This window comes from Serratia sp. Tan611 (genome assembly GCF_905188235.1).
Lineage (GTDB): Bacteria > Pseudomonadota > Gammaproteobacteria > Enterobacterales > Enterobacteriaceae > Serratia_B > Serratia_B rhizosphaerae.
Genome location: NZ_LR994655.1, coordinates 1,861,265 through 1,880,223 on the forward strand (window position 1 = coordinate 1,861,265; position 18,959 = coordinate 1,880,223).

Genomic DNA, 18,959 nt, shown 5'->3' on the forward strand with positions numbered 1-18,959 from the left:
CAGGCGGTTGCGTTTGCTATCAAAACGTAGAAACTATTCTACCCTTTTTTTAGCGCTAGAGTGTCACTGCTTATCACAGGTAAACTGGCAACTCTCCAATCTCAATAGAGTCATGGCACGCCGATATGGAACTTAAAGCGACATCGCTGGGAAAACACCTGGCTCAGCATCCTTATAACAGAGTACGACTGTTGCATGCCGGCGTTGAGGTCAGCGGTGAAAAGCATGAATATCTGATCCCGTTCAATCAACTGATTGAGGTCCGTTGTAAACGCGGCATTGTCTGGGGCGAACTGGAGTTCGAACTGCCGGACGAAAAAGTGGTGCGCCTGCATGGCACCGAATGGCAGGAAACGCAGCGTTTCTACCACTATATGCTGCAGGCCTGGCAGCGCTGGAGCGCCGAAATGAGCGAAATCAGCGCTGGCGTGCTGCAACAGCAGGTGGAAAATATCCAGCGAATTGAGCAGCAGGATAAGTGGTTCAAGCGCTCGGCGCTGGGCAAACTGCAGCAGCAGATCCGCGAAGCCTTCGGCGCGCTGCCGATGCCGGCGGCACGTCTGGAAAGTTTTGACAACTGCCGTGATGATTACCGACTCTGCCAACAGTGGCTGCAGCAGGGGCCGCACAGCGTCGCCGAACGTAACCGGCAGTGGACGGAGCGGATGCTGGCGGAACATGCTGATTTCTTCCAAACGGTGGAAACTTCACCGCTGAACGTCTCGCAAAGCCGGGCGGTGGTTAATGGTGAAGACTCGGTGCTGGTGCTGGCCGGGGCCGGCAGCGGCAAAACCTCCGTGCTGGTGGCGCGCGCCGGGTGGTTGCTGCGCCGACAGGAGGCCGCGCCGGAACAAATCCTGCTGTTGGCGTTCGGCCGGCAGGCGGCCGAAGAGATGAACCAGCGCATAGAAGAACGTCTCGGCGTCAGCACGATTCAGGCGAAAACCTTTCACGCGCTGGCGCTGCAGATTATCCAGCAGGGCAGCCGCAAAGTCCCCGTCATCAGCAAGTTGGAAACCGACAGCAAGGCCCGGCGTGAATTACTGATCGCCAGCTGGCAGCAGCAGTGCGCGGAGAAAAAAGCGCAGGCGAAAGGCTGGCGCCAATGGCTGACGGATGAACTGGAATGGGAAGTTCCCGAAGGGGATTTCTGGCAGGATCGGCGTCTGGCGTCACGTTTGGCGGGACGTCTGGAGCGTTGGCTGGGGCTGATGCGTATGCACGGCGGCAGCCAGGCGGAAATGATCGAGCAGGCGGATGACGAAAACCGCGATCTGTTCTCCAAACGTATCCGGCTGATGGCGCCGCTGCTGAAAGCGTGGAAAAGCGCGCTGAAGGAGGAGGGAGCGGTTGATTTTTCCGGCTTGATTCATCAGGCGGTCTCCATTCTGGAGAAAGGGCGCTTCGTCAGTCCCTGGAAGCATATTCTGGTGGACGAGTTTCAGGACATTTCGCCACAGCGCGCGCAACTGCTGGCCGCACTGCGTAAACAAAACACGCAGACCTGTCTGTTTGCCGTCGGCGACGACTGGCAGGCTATCTACCGTTTCAGCGGGGCGGAGCTCAGCCTGACCACCGCATTTGCCGATAACTTTGGCGCCGGGGCGCAGTGCGCGCTGGATACCACCTATCGCTTCAACGAACGTATCGGCGATATCGCCAACCGCTTTGTGCAGCAGAATCCGCATCAGCTGAAAAAGCCGCTCAACAGCTTAAGCAAGGGCAACAAGAAGTCGGTGGCAATATTGCCGCAGGAGCAACTGGAAAATCTGTTGGATAAGCTCAGCGGTTACGCTAAGCCTGACGAGCGCATTTTGCTGTTGGCGCGCTACCACCATTTAAAGCCGGAGGTACTGCAGAAGGCCGCCACCCGCTGGCCGAAGCTCAATCTCGACTTTATGACCATTCATGCCAGTAAAGGTCAGCAGGCGGAGTATGTCATTATCGTCGGGCTGCATGACGGCAACGACGGCTTCCCGGCAGTGGCGCGTGAGTCGGTGCTGGAAGACGTGTTGCTGCCGCAGCCGGAAGATTTCCCGGACGCGGAAGAGCGGCGGTTGTTGTATGTGGCGCTGACGCGCGCCAAACATCAGGTGTGGCTGCTGCAGGATCGCGAGCGGCCGTCGGTATTTGTCGAACAGCTGCATGAGCTGGGCGTGCCGCTGCAGAAAAAACCGTAATCGCCGGGCTGCGGCAGGCGGCCCGGCAGTTAACCGTTATTTCAGGCGTTCTTGCAGATAACGCTGATAGTCGGGAATGGTGATGTCCACAGCCTGCGTGAACAGTGAAGAGCCAATCAGGAAATCGGCGGTGGCGCGGTTGGTGGCCACCGGGATATTCCACACCGTCGCCAGACGCAGCAGGGCTTTGACATCGGGGTCATGCGGCACGGCATTCAGTGGATCCCAGAAGAAAATCAGCATATCAATCTTGCCTTCCGAGATCAGCGCGCCGACCTGCTGGTCGCCGCCCATCGGGCCGCTTAGCATACTCTGTACCGGAATGCCGCTGGCGCGCTGGATCAGGTTGCCGGTGGTGCCGGTGGCGTAAAGCTGATGCTGGGCCAGCGCCGATTTATGTTCTTCGACCCACCGCAGCAAATCCTGTTTGCGGTGATCGTGCGCCACCAGGGCGATATGTTTACGTTCCTCAATCGTGCGGGTAGTCACTTCCATTGCAATATCCTTGGCTTACCGAATCATACTCAGCAGATTACTGAAACTGCATTTTTCTGCCTAGCGTTTACGCGTTGAAAATCATGATAAAGTGACATTCGCCAGCCTTTGCCGTCATTTTGTCCGGCAAAAGCGCCATTATGGGGTACGCCAGGGCTTGCCGGGGGATAAGTTATCCTGGTCATTGGCGCTCTGGCTGGCAAAGGCCGGGACGGCGGCCGGGTGCGGCTGGCGGTTATAGTCGGCGACGGTTTTTTCCAGCCGCTCATTGGCGTACGGCGGGGTAATGAGCAGAATATCGCGTTTTGCTGGCAGCGCCTTTCCCTGTTGATCGATCACCTGATAATTTTGCTGCTGCTCAAAGCGCTGGCCATCCTGCTGGCTGTCGATCGGGGGGAGTTTAATCGCCACCGCGCTGACGTTATGCGAGTTGAATGCCACCAGCATCAATGGCGACGTGTATAGCGAAGGCGGCTGCGTTGCCACGTGCAGGGGTTTACTGACCTTAAACAGGAGTTGATGCTGCCCGCCGTTTAATTCGAGACTGTCAGCGCCTTTTAACAGCGAGCCGGTCATCTGTTTGCCGTCAACGACCAACAGTTCGATATCCGGGGAGAGTTTCAGGGTCGTAGCTACGGCCGACAGGCTCAGGCAAACGCCGAGCAATCCCGTAACCACCAGACCAAATTTCATTCGTTATCTCCTTATCTGCAGGCATGCTTTCTATTGTTGAGGAGCGGACACAGTGTGTCAAAATTTTTCCGTCAGCCGCTACGGGTTACATTTTGTCATTTTTATTGATGTTTGGACACATAATCCGCAGCCGACGAGCGGTTGATTCCTTCAGACCGCAAAAAATCCTCAGGGTTGCAGCGTTTGTCATTTTTATCTGAGGCTTATCGCACAGGTTTATCGACTGCCAAGCCGCGCTTTTGGGTATAGACTAAACGGCAGGCACTACCCGCCAATAATCAGGAGAGCGAGATGGACGATCGTGAGATTGCCGAGGTGTTGCGGCAGGTGAAAAGTATTGCGCTGGTCGGCGCCAGTGATAAACCCGCGCGTGCGAGCTATGGCGTCATGGCCTATCTGTTGTCGCAGGGCTATCAGGTTACGCCGGTAAGCCCGAAGCTGGCCGGGCAGACGCTGCTGGGGCAGCAGGTTTATGCCAGCCTGGATGATATCCCCCATCCTATTGATATGGTCGATGTCTTTCGCAATGCGGAAGCGGCCTATGGCGTGGCGCAGGAGGCGATCGCTATCGGTGCCAAGGTACTGTGGCTGCAGATTGGCGTGATTAATAGCCAGGCGGAAGAGCTGGCGCAGGCGGCCGGGCTTAAGGTGGTGATGGACCGTTGCCCGAAAATCGAAATCCCGCGTTTGGGGCTGGAGCGATAAAAACGCAGGGCCCGGCGTAGTACCGGGCCCTGCAGGTTTCTCAGGCCGTGATGCTTAGTTGCGCAGGCGGGGCGCCTGCAGTTGACTGCGGATGGACTCCGCCAGCTCATCGAGCGACGGCTGCTCCGGATGCGCATCTTGTTCTTCACCCGCCAGTTGCGCTTCCGCCAGATAGGTATGAACCGGCTGGCCTTCTTCATCTTCCATCACGACGTGGTACCACGGCGCGGAACGTAAATCGTCGTTGGCGGCGATTTCGTCAGCTTTAGGTTGTTCCAAAGAGTATTCCGGGTCGATATCAATCACGACGCCCAGATACCCCAGCAGTTTATGACGAACCTGTTGTCCGATACCGAATTTGCTGGCAATCATGGTGACCTCCTGAGAAACAGTTTTTTTGCCCGCTCCTTTGCATATCATCGATATGGGGGCAAAACGGTCTATTTCAAGTTACATCACCCGGCATGCAAACCCTTTCAGATACAACCCTTCCGGATAGGTGGCGATCACCGGGTGATCGGCAGCCTGCCGATACTGCTCTATAAATTGTATATCACAACCGGCGTCGACAGCGGCGTCAGCCAGGATTTTTTGGAACAAATCGGTTGCCATCAGCCCCGAGCAGGAGAAACTCAGCAAGATCCCGCCTGGGTTCAGCAGCTGCAGTGCCAACATATTGATATCTTTATAGCCCCGGCAGGCGCTGGCCAGCTGGTTCTTATTTTCGACGAATTTCGGCGGATCCATAATGATCAGATCGAACTTTTCCCCCTGATTGCGATAGTTGCGCAGCAGTTGGAACACATCGTCGCGCACGAACTCCGCCTTGCTGACATCCAGCTGATTAAGCTCGACGTTCTGGCGGGCCACGTCCAGCGCTGCCTGCGAAGTATCAACGCTGATCACCTGGCGGCAGCCGCCCATCAGGGCCGAGACGGCAAAGGCGCCGGTATAGGAGAAACAGTTCAGCACGCGGCGGCCGGCGGCAAAATTACGCGCGGCCAGGCGGCTGTCGCGCTGATCGAGATAGAAACCGGTTTTGTGTCCCTGCTGAATATCGACCAGCAGCTTCATTCCGTGTTCGGTAATCGGCAGCAATGCCGGTGGCAGTTCGCCCAGCACCGGGCCTTGCGTCAGCGGCAGGCCTTCCTTTTTACGCACCGCCACGTCGGAGCGGTCGTAAATCGCACATTCCGGGTAGCAGTGCTGCAGGGCGGAGAGCAGCGCCGCGCGTTGATATTCGGCGCCGGCGGACAGCAGCTGCAGCACCAGGAAATTCTGGAAGCGGTCAATGGTAATGCCCGGCATGCCGTCAGATTCGCCGGCGATCAGGCGGTAGCCGTCCAGTCCGTCGCGTTTGGCGACCCAGTCACGCCAGTTTTGCGCCTGCTGTAAACGGCGGATAAAGAACGCGATATCAACCGCTTCATCCTGCTGGAAAGTCCAGACGCGCGCGCGGATTTGCGATTCCGGCGAATAGGCGCCGCGGGCCAGCCATTTTCCCTGACAGTCGTGGATATCGATGGTTTCACCGGAAAGCGGCTTGCCTTCGATGCGTTGAACCGCTCCGGAGAAGACCCAGGGATGACGACGAAGTAAGGATTTTTCACGTCCTTTGGCGAGAAACAGGCGCATTATGATTACTCTTTCAATACGGTGGATGACGACGGATAGGTCATTATCAGTCAAAATGACATCATCATCGCCGGGCAAGGACGCCACTGACGATGTTGGATGGCTGTCCGGCGCAGGGCGCAACGGCCATCATGTCGGGCTAGTTTACGTGATTTGTTAGAATAATCCGACTACGTTGTGGTATCCCGCCGGCGGCGGCGGGAAATGACTAAGGAATAACCCGGTGAAGTTGCAGCAAAGGGGGCAGTGATGACGCAGATTTGTAGAGTGGCGTATGTCTACGGCATGGTGCAGGGCGTGGGTTTTCGTTACAACACACAGGTTAAGGCGACGGCGTTGGGCCTGAACGGCTATGCGCGCAACCTGGATGACGGCAGCGTGGAAGTGCTGGCGTGCGGGGAACAGCTGCAGGTTGAGGCGCTGATCGACTGGCTGAAGCAGGGCGGCCCACGCAGCGCGCGCGTTGACCGCGTGCTGGTGGAGCCAAGCGGCGAGCAGGCCCTACAGGGGTTTACGATTCGCTACTGAGCACCGGCGGATTAGATACATTTGACCGGTTTGGGCAGGCCGGCAATTTTGGTCGCCTGTTTGGCCGGGCCTTTCGGGAACAAACGGTATAAATAGCGGCTGTTGCCTTTCTCTTCGCCGTACTTTTGCGCCATGGCTTTCACCAGCATGCGAATTGCCGGTGAGGTATTAAACTCCTGATAGAAATTACGTACAAAACGCACCACTTCCCAATGCGCGTCCGTCAGGACAATCTCTTCCTGCGCTGCTAACAGCGGCGCCAGGCCTTCATGCCAGTCGGCGCTGTTTTTCAGGTAGCCCTGCGCATCGGTATCAATAATCTGACCTTCAAACTCCAACATACTGCCTCAACGGGTAACTGATCACGTTGCGCAGTCTAGCAAATTTTAACGGCAGCAAACACCAGCGCCGGCGTTGACTACACTCAGGTTGGGCGTCTTATGTGCCCGACTGCCTCCCACTCACCTGAGCGTTAAGGAAGCTGACATGAGTATGATGAAAGCCGCTGCCTTTATTGAGAAAGGGCGTATTGAGCTGGTTGATAAGCCTATTCCTGCCCCCGGTCCGAATGATGCGTTGCTGAAAATTACCACCACCACCATTTGCGGCACGGATATTCATATTCTGAAAGGGGAATATCCGGTGTCCAGGATGCTGACCGTGGGCCATGAGCCGGTTGGGATTATCGAAAAACTGGGCAGCAACGTGAAGGGCTACCGCGAGGGACAGCGGGCGCTGGCCGGCGCTATTTGCCCCTCGTTTACCTCCTATCCCTGCCAGGACGGCTACCCCGCGCAGGATGGCTCGCATCTGGCGGGATGCGCCTGCCACGGTTATAAGGCCACCGCCGGCTGGCGCTTTGGCAACGTGATTGACGGCACCCAGGCGGAGTACGTGCTGGTGCCGGATGCCGAGGCAAACCTGGCGCCGATTCCTGACGGCCTGTCCGATGAGCAGGTGCTGATGTGTCCGGACGTGATGTCCACCGGCTTTAAGGGCGCGGAAAACGCCGGTATCAAGATAGGCGATGTCGTGGCGGTGTTTGCTCAGGGGCCGATTGGCCTGTGCGCGACAGCAGGCGCGCGTCTGCGCGGCGCCAGCCTGGTGATTGCCGTCAGCAGCGCGCCGGAGAAGCTGGCGATGGCCGGACGGCTGGGGGCCAATGTGCTGCTGAATTACAAACAGGTCGACGTGGTGGATGAGATCCTGAAAATTACCGGCGGGCGCGGCGTGGATGCCAGCATTGAGTGTCTGGGCACGCAGCGCACCTTTAATCAGGCGCTGCGGGTGCTCAAACCGGGCGGCACGCTGTCCAGCCTGGGCGTGTATAGTGACGATTTGCAATTGCCGGTCAGCGCCATTGCCAATGGGCTGGGGGATCACACCATCCGCACCGCGCTGTGCCCTGGCGGCAAAGAGCGGATGCGCCGAATGATGAACGTGGTGCAGCATGGCGGCCTGGACTTGACGCCGCTGATCACCCATCGTTTCCCGCTTGATGAGATCGCTGACGCCTACCGGCTGTTTGCAGAAAAACGCGACGGCGTGATTAAGCTGGCGATTAGCGCCTGACGCCGGTCGTTAAACGTAAAAAAGCCCCCGCACAGGCGGAGGCTTTTATCATCGTGCTGGCTGCCGCATCAGTTGCTGCGGGCGAAGCCCAGAATGCTCAGCAGGCTGATAAACATGTTGTACAGCGAGACATACAGGCCAACGGTGGCGCGGATGTAGTTGGTTTCGCCGCCGTGGATGATGTTGCTGGTTTCCCACAGGATGGCGCCGGCGGAGAACAGAATAAACAGCGCGCTGATTGCCAGGTGCAGAGCAGGGATCTGCAGGAACAGGTTGGCGATCACCGCCACCAGCAGCACCACAAAGCCCGCCATCATCATCCCGGACAGGAACGACATATCCTTACGGGTGGTCAGCACGTAGGCCGAGCAGCAGAAGAACACCAGCGCGGTGCCGCCCAGCGCCAGCATAATCAGGTCGCCGGCGCCGGCGTTCAGGAACGAGCTGAGGATCGGGCCCAGGGTATAACCCATAAAGCCGGTCAGCGCGAAGGCGGCCAGGATGCCCGCCGGGCTGTTGGCCAGCTTGTGCGTCAGGAACATCAGGCCGTAGAAACCGACCAACATCAGCAGCAGACCCGGCGCCGGCAGCCCCAGCATGGTGCTGGCGGTAGCGGTCAGCGCGGAGAAGCCCAGCGTCAGGGAAAGCAGGAAGTAGGTATTGCGCAGCACTTTGTGGGTGCTGAGCAACGAATCGCGCGAGGATGAGACGACAGTGCGGTCCATATAATGATCTCTCTTATCAGGTCATCACAAAATTAGTTACGATGATAAATAGTGCAAGCGATTGATTAAAGTTTGTTTACCAATCTTTACCCTTAGTCATCATTGGCGCAACGGTGTACGATTTGCCGCTTTATTCGGCGGGCGGCGGCGGCGTGCTGGTTTTTCGCGCGGTTGAACGGACGTGGACTTTACAAGCCAACATACTGTGTTTATAGTTCGCCTCATTACGGAGGGGTGGCCGAGTGGCTGAAGGCAACGGTCTTGAAAACCGTCGACGGGAAACCGTTCCAGAGTTCGAATCTCTGCTCCTCCGCCATATTACAGACCCCAGGCTTAGCGATAAGCCTGGGGGTTTTCTTTATGGTCTGCCGCCAGCCATTGCGCAGACTCTACGCGACGCCCGCCCGGGCTGCTTTATCTTCGAACGTTGATAGCCTGCAGACAACAATATCACCGCTGCGTATGCATGCTATTGGTGCAGGGCGGAATGAGCCTATTTCTTCCCCTCACCAAAACCCCGCCGTTTAAAACCGGCATCTGCCTGCCATAAAAAACGCATCAGCCTTTCCTTTCCATAGCCGGCAATTACATTCGTGATAGGGCTAATCATATCGGCAGCAATAATAAGCTTTCTTTAGATGAAAAACGATTAATCTCATTAAATGGAATAGCGAGATGAGGTGGCGATGGAATAGTTTTTTTTAGTTTTATCGTTAAGGACAATAAAAATAGGAATCGATGTCTCATTTTTTGAAAAAAATGAAATCTAGGATATTTCTTTTTTATTAAGCATAGTTTGTACAATTCGTGAGGTTAAGAGTAATTGATCATTTTACCTCCGCCCTTATCCCACAGGGGTTAGGTGGGTAATGGTAAGATTTTTCTTGTAAATCAAATTGATGATTCCTTTCTTGTTGTTGGGGCTTAAAGAAACATCTTGTTACATATAATGATTTTCAATAATACCTCTAACATTTTTAAACTCTGGCCCATAGGTAATTATCTGAAATTTTGTTTTTCAGAAAAAAAAGCCTGTAACCACGTGTCGTTCATGGATGGAATGCGCTTGCTGTGGCCCGGTTATTTATCTGCGCCGCAGGACCTCTACAGGGATATGCCATATTGGCAACTCAGCTTTATTCTTTCTATTCATCAACGGCATTGAGCGTTTCTATTTATTTTGTAGAACAGGGATAGCCAATGTCTAACTCATACCAGTCCGAGATCCCCAAGGCCCGCGTCAATATCAAGCTGGACCTGCATACCGGCGGCGCCCAGAAAAAAGTCGAACTGCCCCTCAAGCTGATGGTGGTGGGGGATTACAGCAACGGCAGTGAACAACGCCCGCTGTCCGAGCGCGAGAAGATCAACGTTAACAAAAACAATTTTGACAGCGTACTGGCCGAATTCTCTCCGTCGGTCAACCTGGCGGTGGAAAACACCCTGGCCGGCGACGGCAGCGAGGAAAACATCAGCCTGACGTTCCGCGAGATGAACGACTTTACCCCGGAGCAGGTCGCCCGCCAGATCCCTCAGCTGAAAGCCATGCTGGCCATGCGCAACCTGTTGCGCGACCTGAAAGCCAACCTGCTGGATAACCAGACGTTCCGTAAAGAGCTGGAAACCATTCTGCGGGATCCCGCCCTGAGCGCGGAACTGCGCGATGAACTGTCCGCCCTGGCGCCGGAGCAGCCGTAACGGCCGCGATATTTAACGGATTAACGAGAGAAAATGCTGATGTCTGTAAAAAATGAAAATGCTGCCGGCGGCGAAAACGTGGTGTTGGAACGTCCGCAGGCGGGCGGTGTGTATGCGTCCCTGTTTGAAAAAATCAACCTGAACCCGGTGGCGTCGCTGAGCGCGCTGGACAGCTGGCAGGATAACCAGATTATGTCCGACGCCACGGCGGACGAACGCGTCACCGCCGCGATGCAGATCTTTCTGGAGCGTCTGAAGCAGTCCGGCACCAGGGTGGAAAAGCTGGACAAAACCCTGCTGGATCACCACATTGCCGAACTGGATCAGCAAATCAGCCGCCAGCTGGACGCGGTGATGCACCACGAAGACTTCCAGCGGGTGGAATCCCTGTGGCGCGGCATGAAGTCGCTGGTGGACAAAACCGATTTCCGTCAGAACGTCAAAATCGAACTGCTGGATCTGTCGAAAGACGATCTGCGCCAGGACTTTGAAGACGCGCCGGAAATTGTGCAAAGCGGGCTTTACCTGCAGACCTACGTCGCCGAATACGACACGCCGGGAGGCGAGCCGATCGGCGCGCTGATCTCCGCCTATGAGTTCGACGCCTCCGCCCAGGATATCGCGCTGCTGCGCAATATCTCCAAGGTGTCCGCCGCGGCGCATATGCCGTTTATCGGTTCCGCCGGGCCGAAATTCTTCCTGAAAGACAAGATGGAAGACGTCGCCGCGATTAAGGATATCGGCAACTACTTTGACCGCGCCGAATACCTCAAGTGGAAAGCCTTCCGGGAAACCGATGACGCGCGCTATATCGGCCTGGTGATGCCGCGGGTGCTGGGCCGCTTGCCGTATGGCCCGGACACCGTGCCGGTGCGCAGCTTCAACTATGTGGAAGAGGTAAAAGGCCCGGATCACGATAAATACCTGTGGACCAACGCCTCCTTCGCGTTCGCCGCCAATATGGTGCGCAGCTTTATCAACAACGGCTGGTGCGTGCAAATCCGCGGCCCGCAGGCGGGCGGCGCGGTGCAGGACCTGCCAATCCATCTCTACGATCTGGGTACCGGCAACCAGGTGAAAATCCCGTCGGAAGTGATGATCCCGGAAACCCGCGAATTTGAGTTCGCCAACCTGGGCTTTATCCCGCTGTCGTACTACAAAAACCGCGACTACGCGTGCTTCTTCTCCGCCAACTCCGCGCAGAAGCCGGCGCTGTACGACACCGCGGACGCCACCGCCAACAGCCGCATCAACGCGCGGCTGCCGTACATCTTCCTGCTGTCGCGCATTGCGCACTACCTGAAGCTGATCCAGCGCGAAAACATCGGCACCACCAAGGATCGCCGTCTGCTGGAGCTGGAGCTGAACACCTGGGTGCGCAGCCTGGTGACCGAAATGACCGACCCGGGCGACGAGCTGCAGGCTTCGCACCCGCTGCGCGACGCCAGGGTGGCGGTGGAAGATATCGAAGACAACCCGGGCTTCTTCCGCGTGAAGCTGTATGCGGTGCCGCACTTCCAGGTGGAAGGGATGGACGTCAACCTGTCGCTGGTATCCCAGATGCCGAAGGCGAAAGCATAAGGCGGGCAACCGGTGAAGATTGAACAGCCACTATGGGGGCGGGGGATCATGATCTCGCCCCAGCATTTTCAACAGCAGGCGGCGCATGCGGCCTGGAGCGCTGAAAGTATCGCTCAGATGGGGCTGAATCACCCATGGGGGGTGTTCGAGGCCGTATTCGACGCGGATATGCTGAAACTGGGCCGCCTGCAGGCCCAGCATTTACACCTGCGCTTTCAGGACGGCACGCTGGTTGACACGGCACAGGCCGATCCGCTGCCGCCGGCGCTTGCGCTTGACGGCGAACGTCAGGACGCCGTGGTAGTGCTGGCCCTGCCGTTGCTGCGCGCTAATGGCGGCAACTGCCTGAAGCCGGATGAGACGGCGGAGCGTCCGGTGCGCTACCGCCAGCGCTGGCGTGACGTGCGTAACCAATACGGCGACGACGATCGCCAGATCGCCGTGATGCAGGCAGAGCTTACCCTGCGCTTTGCCCATCAGAATAACGGCGATTACCTGACCTGCCCGGTGGCGCGCCTGTTGCAGGATTCGCAGGGAAACTGGGTAATTGACGAAGCGTATCTGCCGCCGCTGTTAGCGATGCGGGGCAGCCGCTGGTTGATGACCCAACTGGAACTGCTGATGACGCAGTTACGCGCCCGTCTGATCCGCCTGATGGCCATGCGTCGGGAGAGTAACGAGCGCATGGCGGACTTTGCCGTGGCGGACGTCTCGCTGTTCTGGCTGCTCAATGCCCTGAACAGCGCGGAACCGGTGCTGGGGCAGTTTCAGCATTTTCCGCAAAGCGCGCCGGAGCGGCTTTATCCGGAGCTGGCGCGTCTGGCCGGCAGCCTGCTGACTTTTTCTCTGGATCATCAGCTCAGCGCCATTCCTGCCTGGCGGCATGAGCAGTTGAATGCGGTGTTCCCGCCGCTGTTCGCGCTGCTCGGCGAGCTGCTGGAAGCCAGCCTGCCGTCACGGGTGATGGCGATTGCGCTGACGCACGACAAACGGCTGCGCCAGTGGCAGGCGCGCTTGCAGGAGCCGCGTCTGCATGAAGGGGCGGATTACTACCTTTCCGTGCGTTCGCCACTGCCGGCGGCGCAGCTGCAGGAGCAGTTTCCGCGTCAGTGCAAAGTGGGCAGCCCCGATTATGTGACCAGCCTGGTGAATACCTCCCGTCAGGGGATCCCGCTGAAACCGCTGAGCCATGTTCCGGCGGCCATCCCGCTGCGGCTGGAGAACCAGTACTTCTCGCTTGATCTGGCACACCCCGCAGCGCAGGAGATGCTGGCCAGCGGCAGCTGTATGTTTTACGTCCCGGGCACGCTGGGCGAGCCTGAGCTTGAACTATTTGCGGTGCTGAGAACATGAGTGAAAAACAAGAGTGCGACATCGATGCGCTGTTGCAGAACACCTGGCTGCAGGTCATCAGCCTGCGCCATGGTCCGTCGTTTAATGATGGGGACGGCCGCGTGCTGTGGGAGCGCTGCGTGGCGGACGTTGAGCAGGTCCAGCAGGCGCTGCGGGAGGGCGGCTGCGACGAGGCAAGCCGCCGGCATATTCTCTATGCCCAGTGCGCATTGATTGATGAGGCGGTCAAAGGGCGCGGCGTACAGGATGATGCGTGCGTGCAGTGGTATGACATGCCGCTGCAGGGGCATTTTCTCGGCACCATCGATGCCGGCGACACGCTGTGTGACCGGATGCGCGATGTGCTGCGTGAGCCGGCGCCCGACAGCGCGGTGCTGACCTGTTTCCACCGGGTGATGCTGCTGGGGTTCCTGGGCGGATACCGTTCATTGAACGATCCCGAGCGGGAGAAGCTGCTGCAGGCATTGCACGACCGTGTTCCGCCGTTTGGCTATCCACAGACGACGCCGGTGTTGGCCGGGGTTAAAGGCGGGCGCGGGATGAGCGGCTGGTTTGCCGCCTGGCCGGTGCGCATCGGCTGCGCGCTGCTGGCGCTGGCCGCGCTGTGGTGGGGGCTTGATCGCTGGCTGGATACGCTGTTGGTCACGCTGCTGCCGGGAGCGGTGCAATGAGTTCCGCGCTACGGCGGGGGCTGGCGCTGTGGTGCGTACTGCTGACCGCGAGCGTGAGCCTGGTTTTTTTACCCGTCTCCTGGCCGGTCGCGCTCCTGCTGACGCTGCTGGTCGGGGGCGCGCTGATGGCGACGCTCTGGCTGACGCGTCGCCATCCGGAGCAGGAGATCGCCGCCTCGCTGGAAAATTTGCCTGAGGCGAGCTGGAAACGGCCGGTGGTGCTGGTGTGCGGCGATTTGCCCCGGCAATGGCCGGCAGCATCAGCGGTGCTGACGATGGCGGAAGGCTGCTGGATCCGGATTGAGTCGCATCAGGAGCTGCTGCGGACCGCCCGCCAGCTGCTGCAGATGCGGCCGGCCTGGGGGCGTCAGCTTGCGGTGATGGTCACCCTGTGTCCGCAGAGACATAACGATACGGAACGCTTGACCAGCCATTTGCTGGCGCTGCGCTGGCAGATAAGCCAACTGCGCAGAAAGAGCCGCCATGCCATACCGCTGGTGCTGCATGCTCAGGCTGGCTGCGCCATGTCGCCCGAGCCGCTCTGGCAGGCGGCCATGGCGGGTGAACCCGTCTGCGTATGGCGGGAATCGGCGGCGCCCGTTTCGGTCGCCACCTGGATGAACAGCGGCGGTGAGAGGGCGGCGCGGCAGCAGATTGTACTCAACGGCCTGATGGCATGGTTTGAACAGTCTGTGACGGCGCTGTTTACCCATGAAAACCCGGACGCGCCCGCCGTTGCGCCGACGGCTGTCTTATGGGGGCTGGGGCCGTCAGTTAACGGTGCGCTGCCGGCATCGCTGTGGCGCGAGTGGTTACGCCGCCATACCGCGCTGAGTCAGGTTGACGGCTGGCAGCCAGCGGCAGCCACAGATCCGGCGCGAATGCCGCTGCCCGATTTTATTTTGCCTTTACTGCCTGCAGGAGACGGATTAACGCCGCGCCAGCGGGCAGGGCGCAGCGGATTGGCGATGTTTACCCTGGCGGTGGCCGTCGCGCTGTGCGGCAGCGCCTGGAGTAACGCGCAGCTGCTAAAGCGCCTGGCTTTTGATATCCGCCACTATCACCGCATCGCCATGGAGGATTACGGGCCGAAGGCGGAGGCGGTATCCAGGCTGCGTCTGAACGCCTCACTGCTGGACGACTATGCGCGCAACGGCGAACCGCAGCGTTTGGGGCTGGGGTTGTATCGCGGCGAACGCCTGCGAACGCCGCTGCTGGACGCGATTCGGTCGTATGTTCCGCCACCGGCGCCGCCGCCAGACGTTAAGCCCGAGGCGCCGGCGCCGAAAATTGTCCGCCTCGACAGCATGTCGCTGTTTGACTCCGGCAAGGCGGAGCTGAAAGCCGGTTCGACCAAAATGCTGGTCAACTCGCTGGTGGACATCAAGGCCAAACCGGGCTGGCTGATTGTGGTCAGCGGCCATACCGACAACACCGGCAAGGCAACGCTGAACCAGCGGCTGTCGTTGCAGCGCGCCGAGGCGGTGCGCAACTGGATGCGTGATACCGGCGACGTGCCGGAAAGCTGTTTTGCGGTGCAGGGCTATGGCGCAAGCCGTCCTGTCGCCGACAACGATACGTCGCAAGGCCGTGCGCTTAACCGACGTGTCGAAATCAGTCTGGTGCCGCAGGCGGACGCCTGCCGGCTGCCGGACGCAACCCCGCCGTCATCATTGGAAGGTGACGGCGTTGATAACAACGAGTGGAGAAAATGAAATGGCAATTCCTGTTTATCTTTGGCTGAAAGACGACGGCGGCGCGGACATCAAAGGGTCGGTGGACGTTCAGGATCGCGAAGGCAGCATCGAGGTGGTGGCGCAGGAACACAACCTGTACATCCCGACCGATAACAACACCGGCAAGCTGACCGGTACCCGCATCCATACGCCGTTCCTGTTTACCAAGGAAATCGATGCCTCCAGCCCGTACCTGTACAAGGCGGTCACCACCGGGCAGACCCTGAAGTCGGCGGAGTTCAAATGGTACCGCATTAACGATGCCGGCCAGGAAGTGGAGTACTTCAACACCAAACTGGAGAACGTGAAGGTGGTGAAGGTGAATCCGCTGATGCACGACATCAAGGATCCGTCGTTTGAAAAGCATAACCACCTCGAGCGGATCGAGCTGCGTTACGAAAAAATCACCTGGACCTACAAAGACGGCAACATCATTCATTCCGACTCTTGGAACGAACGCGCTACCGCGTAATGCCCCGTCATACTTCGCGCCGCAGGAGTGCTGGCAGCGTTTGCTGACTCCGGTCACAGAATCCCTGGGATAGGCAAACCTGCCGTCTCCCTGCGACACGAATGATGAGGTTAACAGCCTGTGCGGACAGGTTTCCTGTCCGCTTTTTTTCCTGAGCATCCGGCATCCGGGCGTTCAGCAAAGAGATCACAATCCGGCAATCTGACCTGATGCGCTTTGGTACACAGCGATGGGCGGTAGCGTGCCCGGGAACCGATTAATCAAGAGAGAGAATTATGGAAAATTCAGCCGTTCTGTTACGTCGTCTTAACCCTTATTGCGCCCGCGCCCTGGAAGGGGCGGCGTCGCTGTGCCAGACCCGCGCGCATGCGCAGATCCAGCCGGAACACTGGCTGTTGAAGCTGCTGGAGCAGGGCGAGGGTGACCTGACGGTGCTGGCGCGGCGTTACGAATGGAATATGGATGAGATCTGGCAGGCGCTGCTGAACTGGCTCGATGGCCTGCCGCGCTCGGTGCGTGGGCGGCCGGAACTGGCGGACAGTTTGCTGACGCTGTTGCAGGAGGCCTGGTTGCTGGCCTCGCTGGCCGGCGAGACGCAGATCCGCAGCGTTCACTTGCTGACGGCGCTGGTAGGCAAGCCCGCGCTGGCGCGCTGCGACGGCCTGTGGCCGCTGCTGACGCTGGGGCAGAGCCAGCTGGAGCGCCTGCGCCCGCTGCTGGATGCGCAGTCGGAAGAGCGTCCGGAGGTGCAGCAGGAGGCCGGGCTGGCGCAGACTTGCGCCGAGGTGGCGGAGCCTGCGGCGGACGCCGACCTAAAGGCGGGCGAACTCTCCCCGGCGCTACAGGGCGCGCTGGATAAATTCACCCTCGACGTGACCGCCAAGGCGCGGGCCGGCGCGATCGACCCGGTGTTCGGCCGCGATACCGAGATCCGCCAGATGGTGGACATTCTCTCCCGCCGGCGTAAAAACAACCCGATCCTGGTGGGCGAACCGGGGGTGGGGAAAACCGCGCTGGTGGAAGGGCTGGCGCTGCGCATTGCCGAGGGCAACGTGCCGGCCAGCCTGCAGCCGGTCACGCTGCGCACGCTGGATCTCGGGCTGCTGCAGGCCGGCGCCGGCGTGAAGGGCGAGTTTGAACAGCGGCTGAAAAACATTATCGATGCGGTGCAGCAGTCGCCGACGCCGGTGCTGCTGTTTATCGACGAGGCCCACACCATTATCGGCGCCGGCAATCAGGCCGGCGGCGCCGATGCTGCCAACCTGCTGAAGCCGGCGCTGGCGCGCGGCGAACTGCGCACCATCGCCGCCACCACCTGGAGCGAATACAAACAGTACTTCGAGCGCGACGCGGCGCTGGAGCGTCGTTTCCAGATGGTGAAAGTGGACGAACCGGACGACGCCACTGCCTGCCTGATGCTGCGCGGCCTGAAATCCCGCTATGCGCAGCACCACGGCGTGCATATTACCGATGAGGCGGTGCGCGCCGCCGTCACGCTCTCCCGCCGCTACCTCACCGGCCGCCAACTGCCGGATAAGGCGGTGGATCTGTTGGATACCGCCAGCGCCCGGGTGCGCATGAGTCTGGACACCGTGCCGGAAGCGATCGTCCACGCACAGGCTGCCGTTACCGCGCTGGCGCTGGAAGAGCAGGCGTTGCTGGCGGATATCGCCGTCGGCAACCCGGAAGAAGAGGGACGGCTGACGGCCATCGCCGCCCAGACCGCAGAGCTGAACCAGCGTCTGGCGCAGTTAGAAGGCCAGTACCGACAGGAGCAGGAACTGATTCAGCAACTGCTGGCGTGCCGTACGGACGGCGCGCGTCAGGGGGAGATCGCGGCTGTCCAGCAGGCGCTGGCGGCGCTTCCCCACGAGCAGGCGCTGCTCACGGCGGATGTGGACGCCCGCAGCGTGGCTAACGTGATTGCCGACTGGACCGGGGTGCCGCTCTCCTCATTAATGAAGGACGAACAGAACGAACTGCTGAGCCTGGAGGCGGAAATCGGCCGGCGGGTGGTCGGGCAGGATACGGCGCTGCACGCCATCGCCCAGCGGCTGCGGGCGTCCAAAACCGGCCTGACCAGTGAAAACGGGCCGCAGGGCGTGTTCCTGCTGGTGGGGCCGAGCGGCACCGGTAAAACCGAAACCGCGCTCACGCTGGCCGACTGCCTGTACGGCGGCGAGAAATCGCTGATCACCATCAACCTCTCCGAATATCAGGAGCCGCACACCGTTTCCCAACTGAAAGGCTCGCCGCCGGGCTACGTCGGCTACGGCCAGGGCGGAATTCTGACCGAGGCGGTGCGCAAACGCCCTTACAGCGTGGTGCTGCTGGATGAGGTGGAAAAGGCGCACCGCGACGTGATGAACCTGTTCTATCAGGTGTTCGATCGCGGCTTTATGCGCGACGGCGAGGGGCGCGAAATCGACTTCCGCAACACCGTGATCCTGATGACCTCCAACCTCGGCAGCGACCACATTATGCAGCGGTTGGACGAACAGCCGGACGCCAGCGAAGGTGATTTACAGGAACTGCTGCGCCCGATCTTGCGCGACCACTTCCAGCCGGCGCTGCTGGCCCGTTTCCAGACGGTGATTTACCGGCCGCTGGCGGCGGAAGCGATGCGCACCATCGTGCAGATGAAGCTGGAGCAGGTCAGCCGGCGGCTGCAGCGCCACTACGGCCTTGCCACCCGGATTGGCGACGGCCTGTACGACGCGCTGACCGCCGCCTGTCTGCTGCCGGATACCGGCGCGCGCAACGTCGACAGCCTGCTCAACCAGCAGCTGTTGCCGGTGCTCAGCCAGCAGCTGTTAAGCCAGATGGCGGCGAAGCAGAAGCCGCAGACGTTGACGCTCGACTGGCATGGCGAGGACGGGATTGTGCTGGCGTTTGATAACGATAAGGAAGAGTGA

General features: G+C 59.4%; 17 protein-coding genes and 1 tRNA gene. 12 read left to right on the forward strand and 6 right to left on the reverse strand.

Going from position 1 to position 18,959, the window contains the following annotated elements; genetic code table 11:
- Positions 1–125: 125 nt before the first annotated feature.
- On the forward strand, positions 126–2,180 hold the full coding sequence (gene helD, locus TAN611_RS08730) for a DNA helicase IV (protein WP_187043340.1): 2,055 nt from the start codon (positions 126–128) through the stop codon (positions 2,178–2,180).
- 36 nt (positions 2,181–2,216) lie between these two features.
- Here helD and TAN611_RS08735 read toward each other — a convergent pair whose 3' ends face one another.
- Together TAN611_RS08735 and TAN611_RS08740 are read right to left on the reverse strand one after the other, a co-directional pair.
- On the reverse strand, positions 2,217–2,675 hold the full coding sequence (locus TAN611_RS08735; RefSeq protein WP_105230561.1) for a methylglyoxal synthase: 459 nt from the start codon (positions 2,673–2,675) through the stop codon (positions 2,217–2,219).
- Between the two features lie 138 nt (positions 2,676–2,813).
- Positions 2,814–3,368 (reverse strand): DUF2057 family protein, encoded by a 555-nt coding sequence (locus TAN611_RS08740; RefSeq protein ID WP_203067548.1) that lies wholly within the window; start codon positions 3,366–3,368, stop codon positions 2,814–2,816.
- A 291-nt stretch (positions 3,369–3,659) separates the two neighbouring features.
- Between TAN611_RS08740 and TAN611_RS08745 the strand changes: the two genes are divergently transcribed.
- Positions 3,660–4,073: a CoA-binding protein gene (locus TAN611_RS08745; protein WP_105230563.1), complete on the forward strand. Its 414-nt coding sequence runs from the start codon at positions 3,660–3,662 to the stop codon at positions 4,071–4,073.
- Between the two features lie 54 nt (positions 4,074–4,127).
- Here the strand turns inward: TAN611_RS08745 and hspQ are convergent, their stop codons facing one another.
- Entirely contained in the window at positions 4,128–4,445 is a 318-nt protein-coding gene (gene hspQ, locus TAN611_RS08750) for a heat shock protein HspQ (RefSeq protein WP_054305511.1), read from the reverse strand.
- A 78-nt stretch (positions 4,446–4,523) separates the two neighbouring features.
- On the reverse strand, positions 4,524–5,714 hold the full coding sequence (gene rlmI, locus TAN611_RS08755; RefSeq protein ID WP_203067767.1) for a 23S rRNA (cytosine(1962)-C(5))-methyltransferase RlmI: 1,191 nt from the start codon (positions 5,712–5,714) through the stop codon (positions 4,524–4,526).
- 243 nt (positions 5,715–5,957) lie between these two features.
- Between rlmI and yccX the strand changes: the two genes are divergently transcribed.
- A complete protein-coding gene (yccX, locus tag TAN611_RS08760; protein WP_105230565.1) occupies positions 5,958–6,236 on the forward strand; it encodes an acylphosphatase in 279 nt (92 codons plus the stop codon).
- Positions 6,237–6,247: 11 nt separating this feature from the next.
- Here the strand turns inward: yccX and tusE are convergent, their stop codons facing one another.
- Entirely contained in the window at positions 6,248–6,577 is a 330-nt protein-coding gene (gene tusE / locus TAN611_RS08765; protein ID WP_054305514.1) for a sulfurtransferase TusE, read from the reverse strand.
- A gap of 145 nt (positions 6,578–6,722) precedes the next feature.
- Here tusE and TAN611_RS08770 point away from each other — a divergent pair, with 145 nt between their 5' ends.
- Entirely contained in the window at positions 6,723–7,808 is a 1,086-nt protein-coding gene (locus TAN611_RS08770) for an NAD(P)-dependent alcohol dehydrogenase (RefSeq protein ID WP_111737380.1), read from the forward strand.
- A gap of 68 nt (positions 7,809–7,876) precedes the next feature.
- On the opposite strand, the gene yccA is transcribed toward TAN611_RS08770, so the two are convergent.
- A complete protein-coding gene (yccA, locus tag TAN611_RS08775) occupies positions 7,877–8,533 on the reverse strand; it encodes an FtsH protease modulator YccA (protein WP_015671816.1) in 657 nt (218 codons plus the stop codon).
- Positions 8,534–8,761: 228 nt separating this feature from the next.
- Between yccA and TAN611_RS08780 the strand changes: the two genes are divergently transcribed.
- The 8 genes from TAN611_RS08780 to tssH all read left to right on the forward strand — a co-directional run bounded on the left by TAN611_RS08780 (position 8,762) and on the right by tssH (position 18,959).
- Positions 8,762–8,849, forward strand: a tRNA-Ser gene (locus TAN611_RS08780).
- Between the two features lie 884 nt (positions 8,850–9,733).
- Entirely contained in the window at positions 9,734–10,231 is a 498-nt protein-coding gene (tssB, locus tag TAN611_RS08785) for a type VI secretion system contractile sheath small subunit (RefSeq protein WP_197951716.1), read from the forward strand.
- Positions 10,232–10,264: 33 nt separating this feature from the next.
- Positions 10,265–11,812 carry a type VI secretion system contractile sheath large subunit gene (tssC, locus tag TAN611_RS08790; RefSeq protein WP_187043336.1) on the forward strand — a complete coding sequence of 516 codons (1,548 nt, stop codon included), beginning with the start codon at positions 10,265–10,267 and terminating at the stop codon, positions 11,810–11,812.
- Between the two features lie 48 nt (positions 11,813–11,860).
- Positions 11,861–13,165, forward strand: coding sequence for a type VI secretion system baseplate subunit TssK (tssK, locus tag TAN611_RS08795; protein WP_238404525.1), 1,305 nt, complete (start codon positions 11,861–11,863; stop codon positions 13,163–13,165).
- Complete coding sequence (gene tssL / locus TAN611_RS08800) at positions 13,162–13,836, forward strand: type VI secretion system protein TssL, short form (RefSeq protein ID WP_111737378.1); 675 nt, start codon at positions 13,162–13,164, stop codon at positions 13,834–13,836. Before tssK ends, tssL begins: the two co-directional genes overlap by 4 nt.
- On the forward strand, positions 13,833–15,551 hold the full coding sequence (locus TAN611_RS08805) for an OmpA family protein (protein WP_203067549.1): 1,719 nt from the start codon (positions 13,833–13,835) through the stop codon (positions 15,549–15,551). Before tssL ends, TAN611_RS08805 begins: the two co-directional genes overlap by 4 nt.
- A gap of 1 nt (position 15,552) precedes the next feature.
- Complete coding sequence (gene hcp, locus TAN611_RS08810; RefSeq protein ID WP_105230571.1) at positions 15,553–16,044, forward strand: type VI secretion system effector Hcp; 492 nt, start codon at positions 15,553–15,555, stop codon at positions 16,042–16,044.
- A gap of 275 nt (positions 16,045–16,319) precedes the next feature.
- Complete coding sequence (gene tssH, locus TAN611_RS08815; RefSeq protein ID WP_203067550.1) at positions 16,320–18,959, forward strand: type VI secretion system ATPase TssH; 2,640 nt, start codon at positions 16,320–16,322, stop codon at positions 18,957–18,959.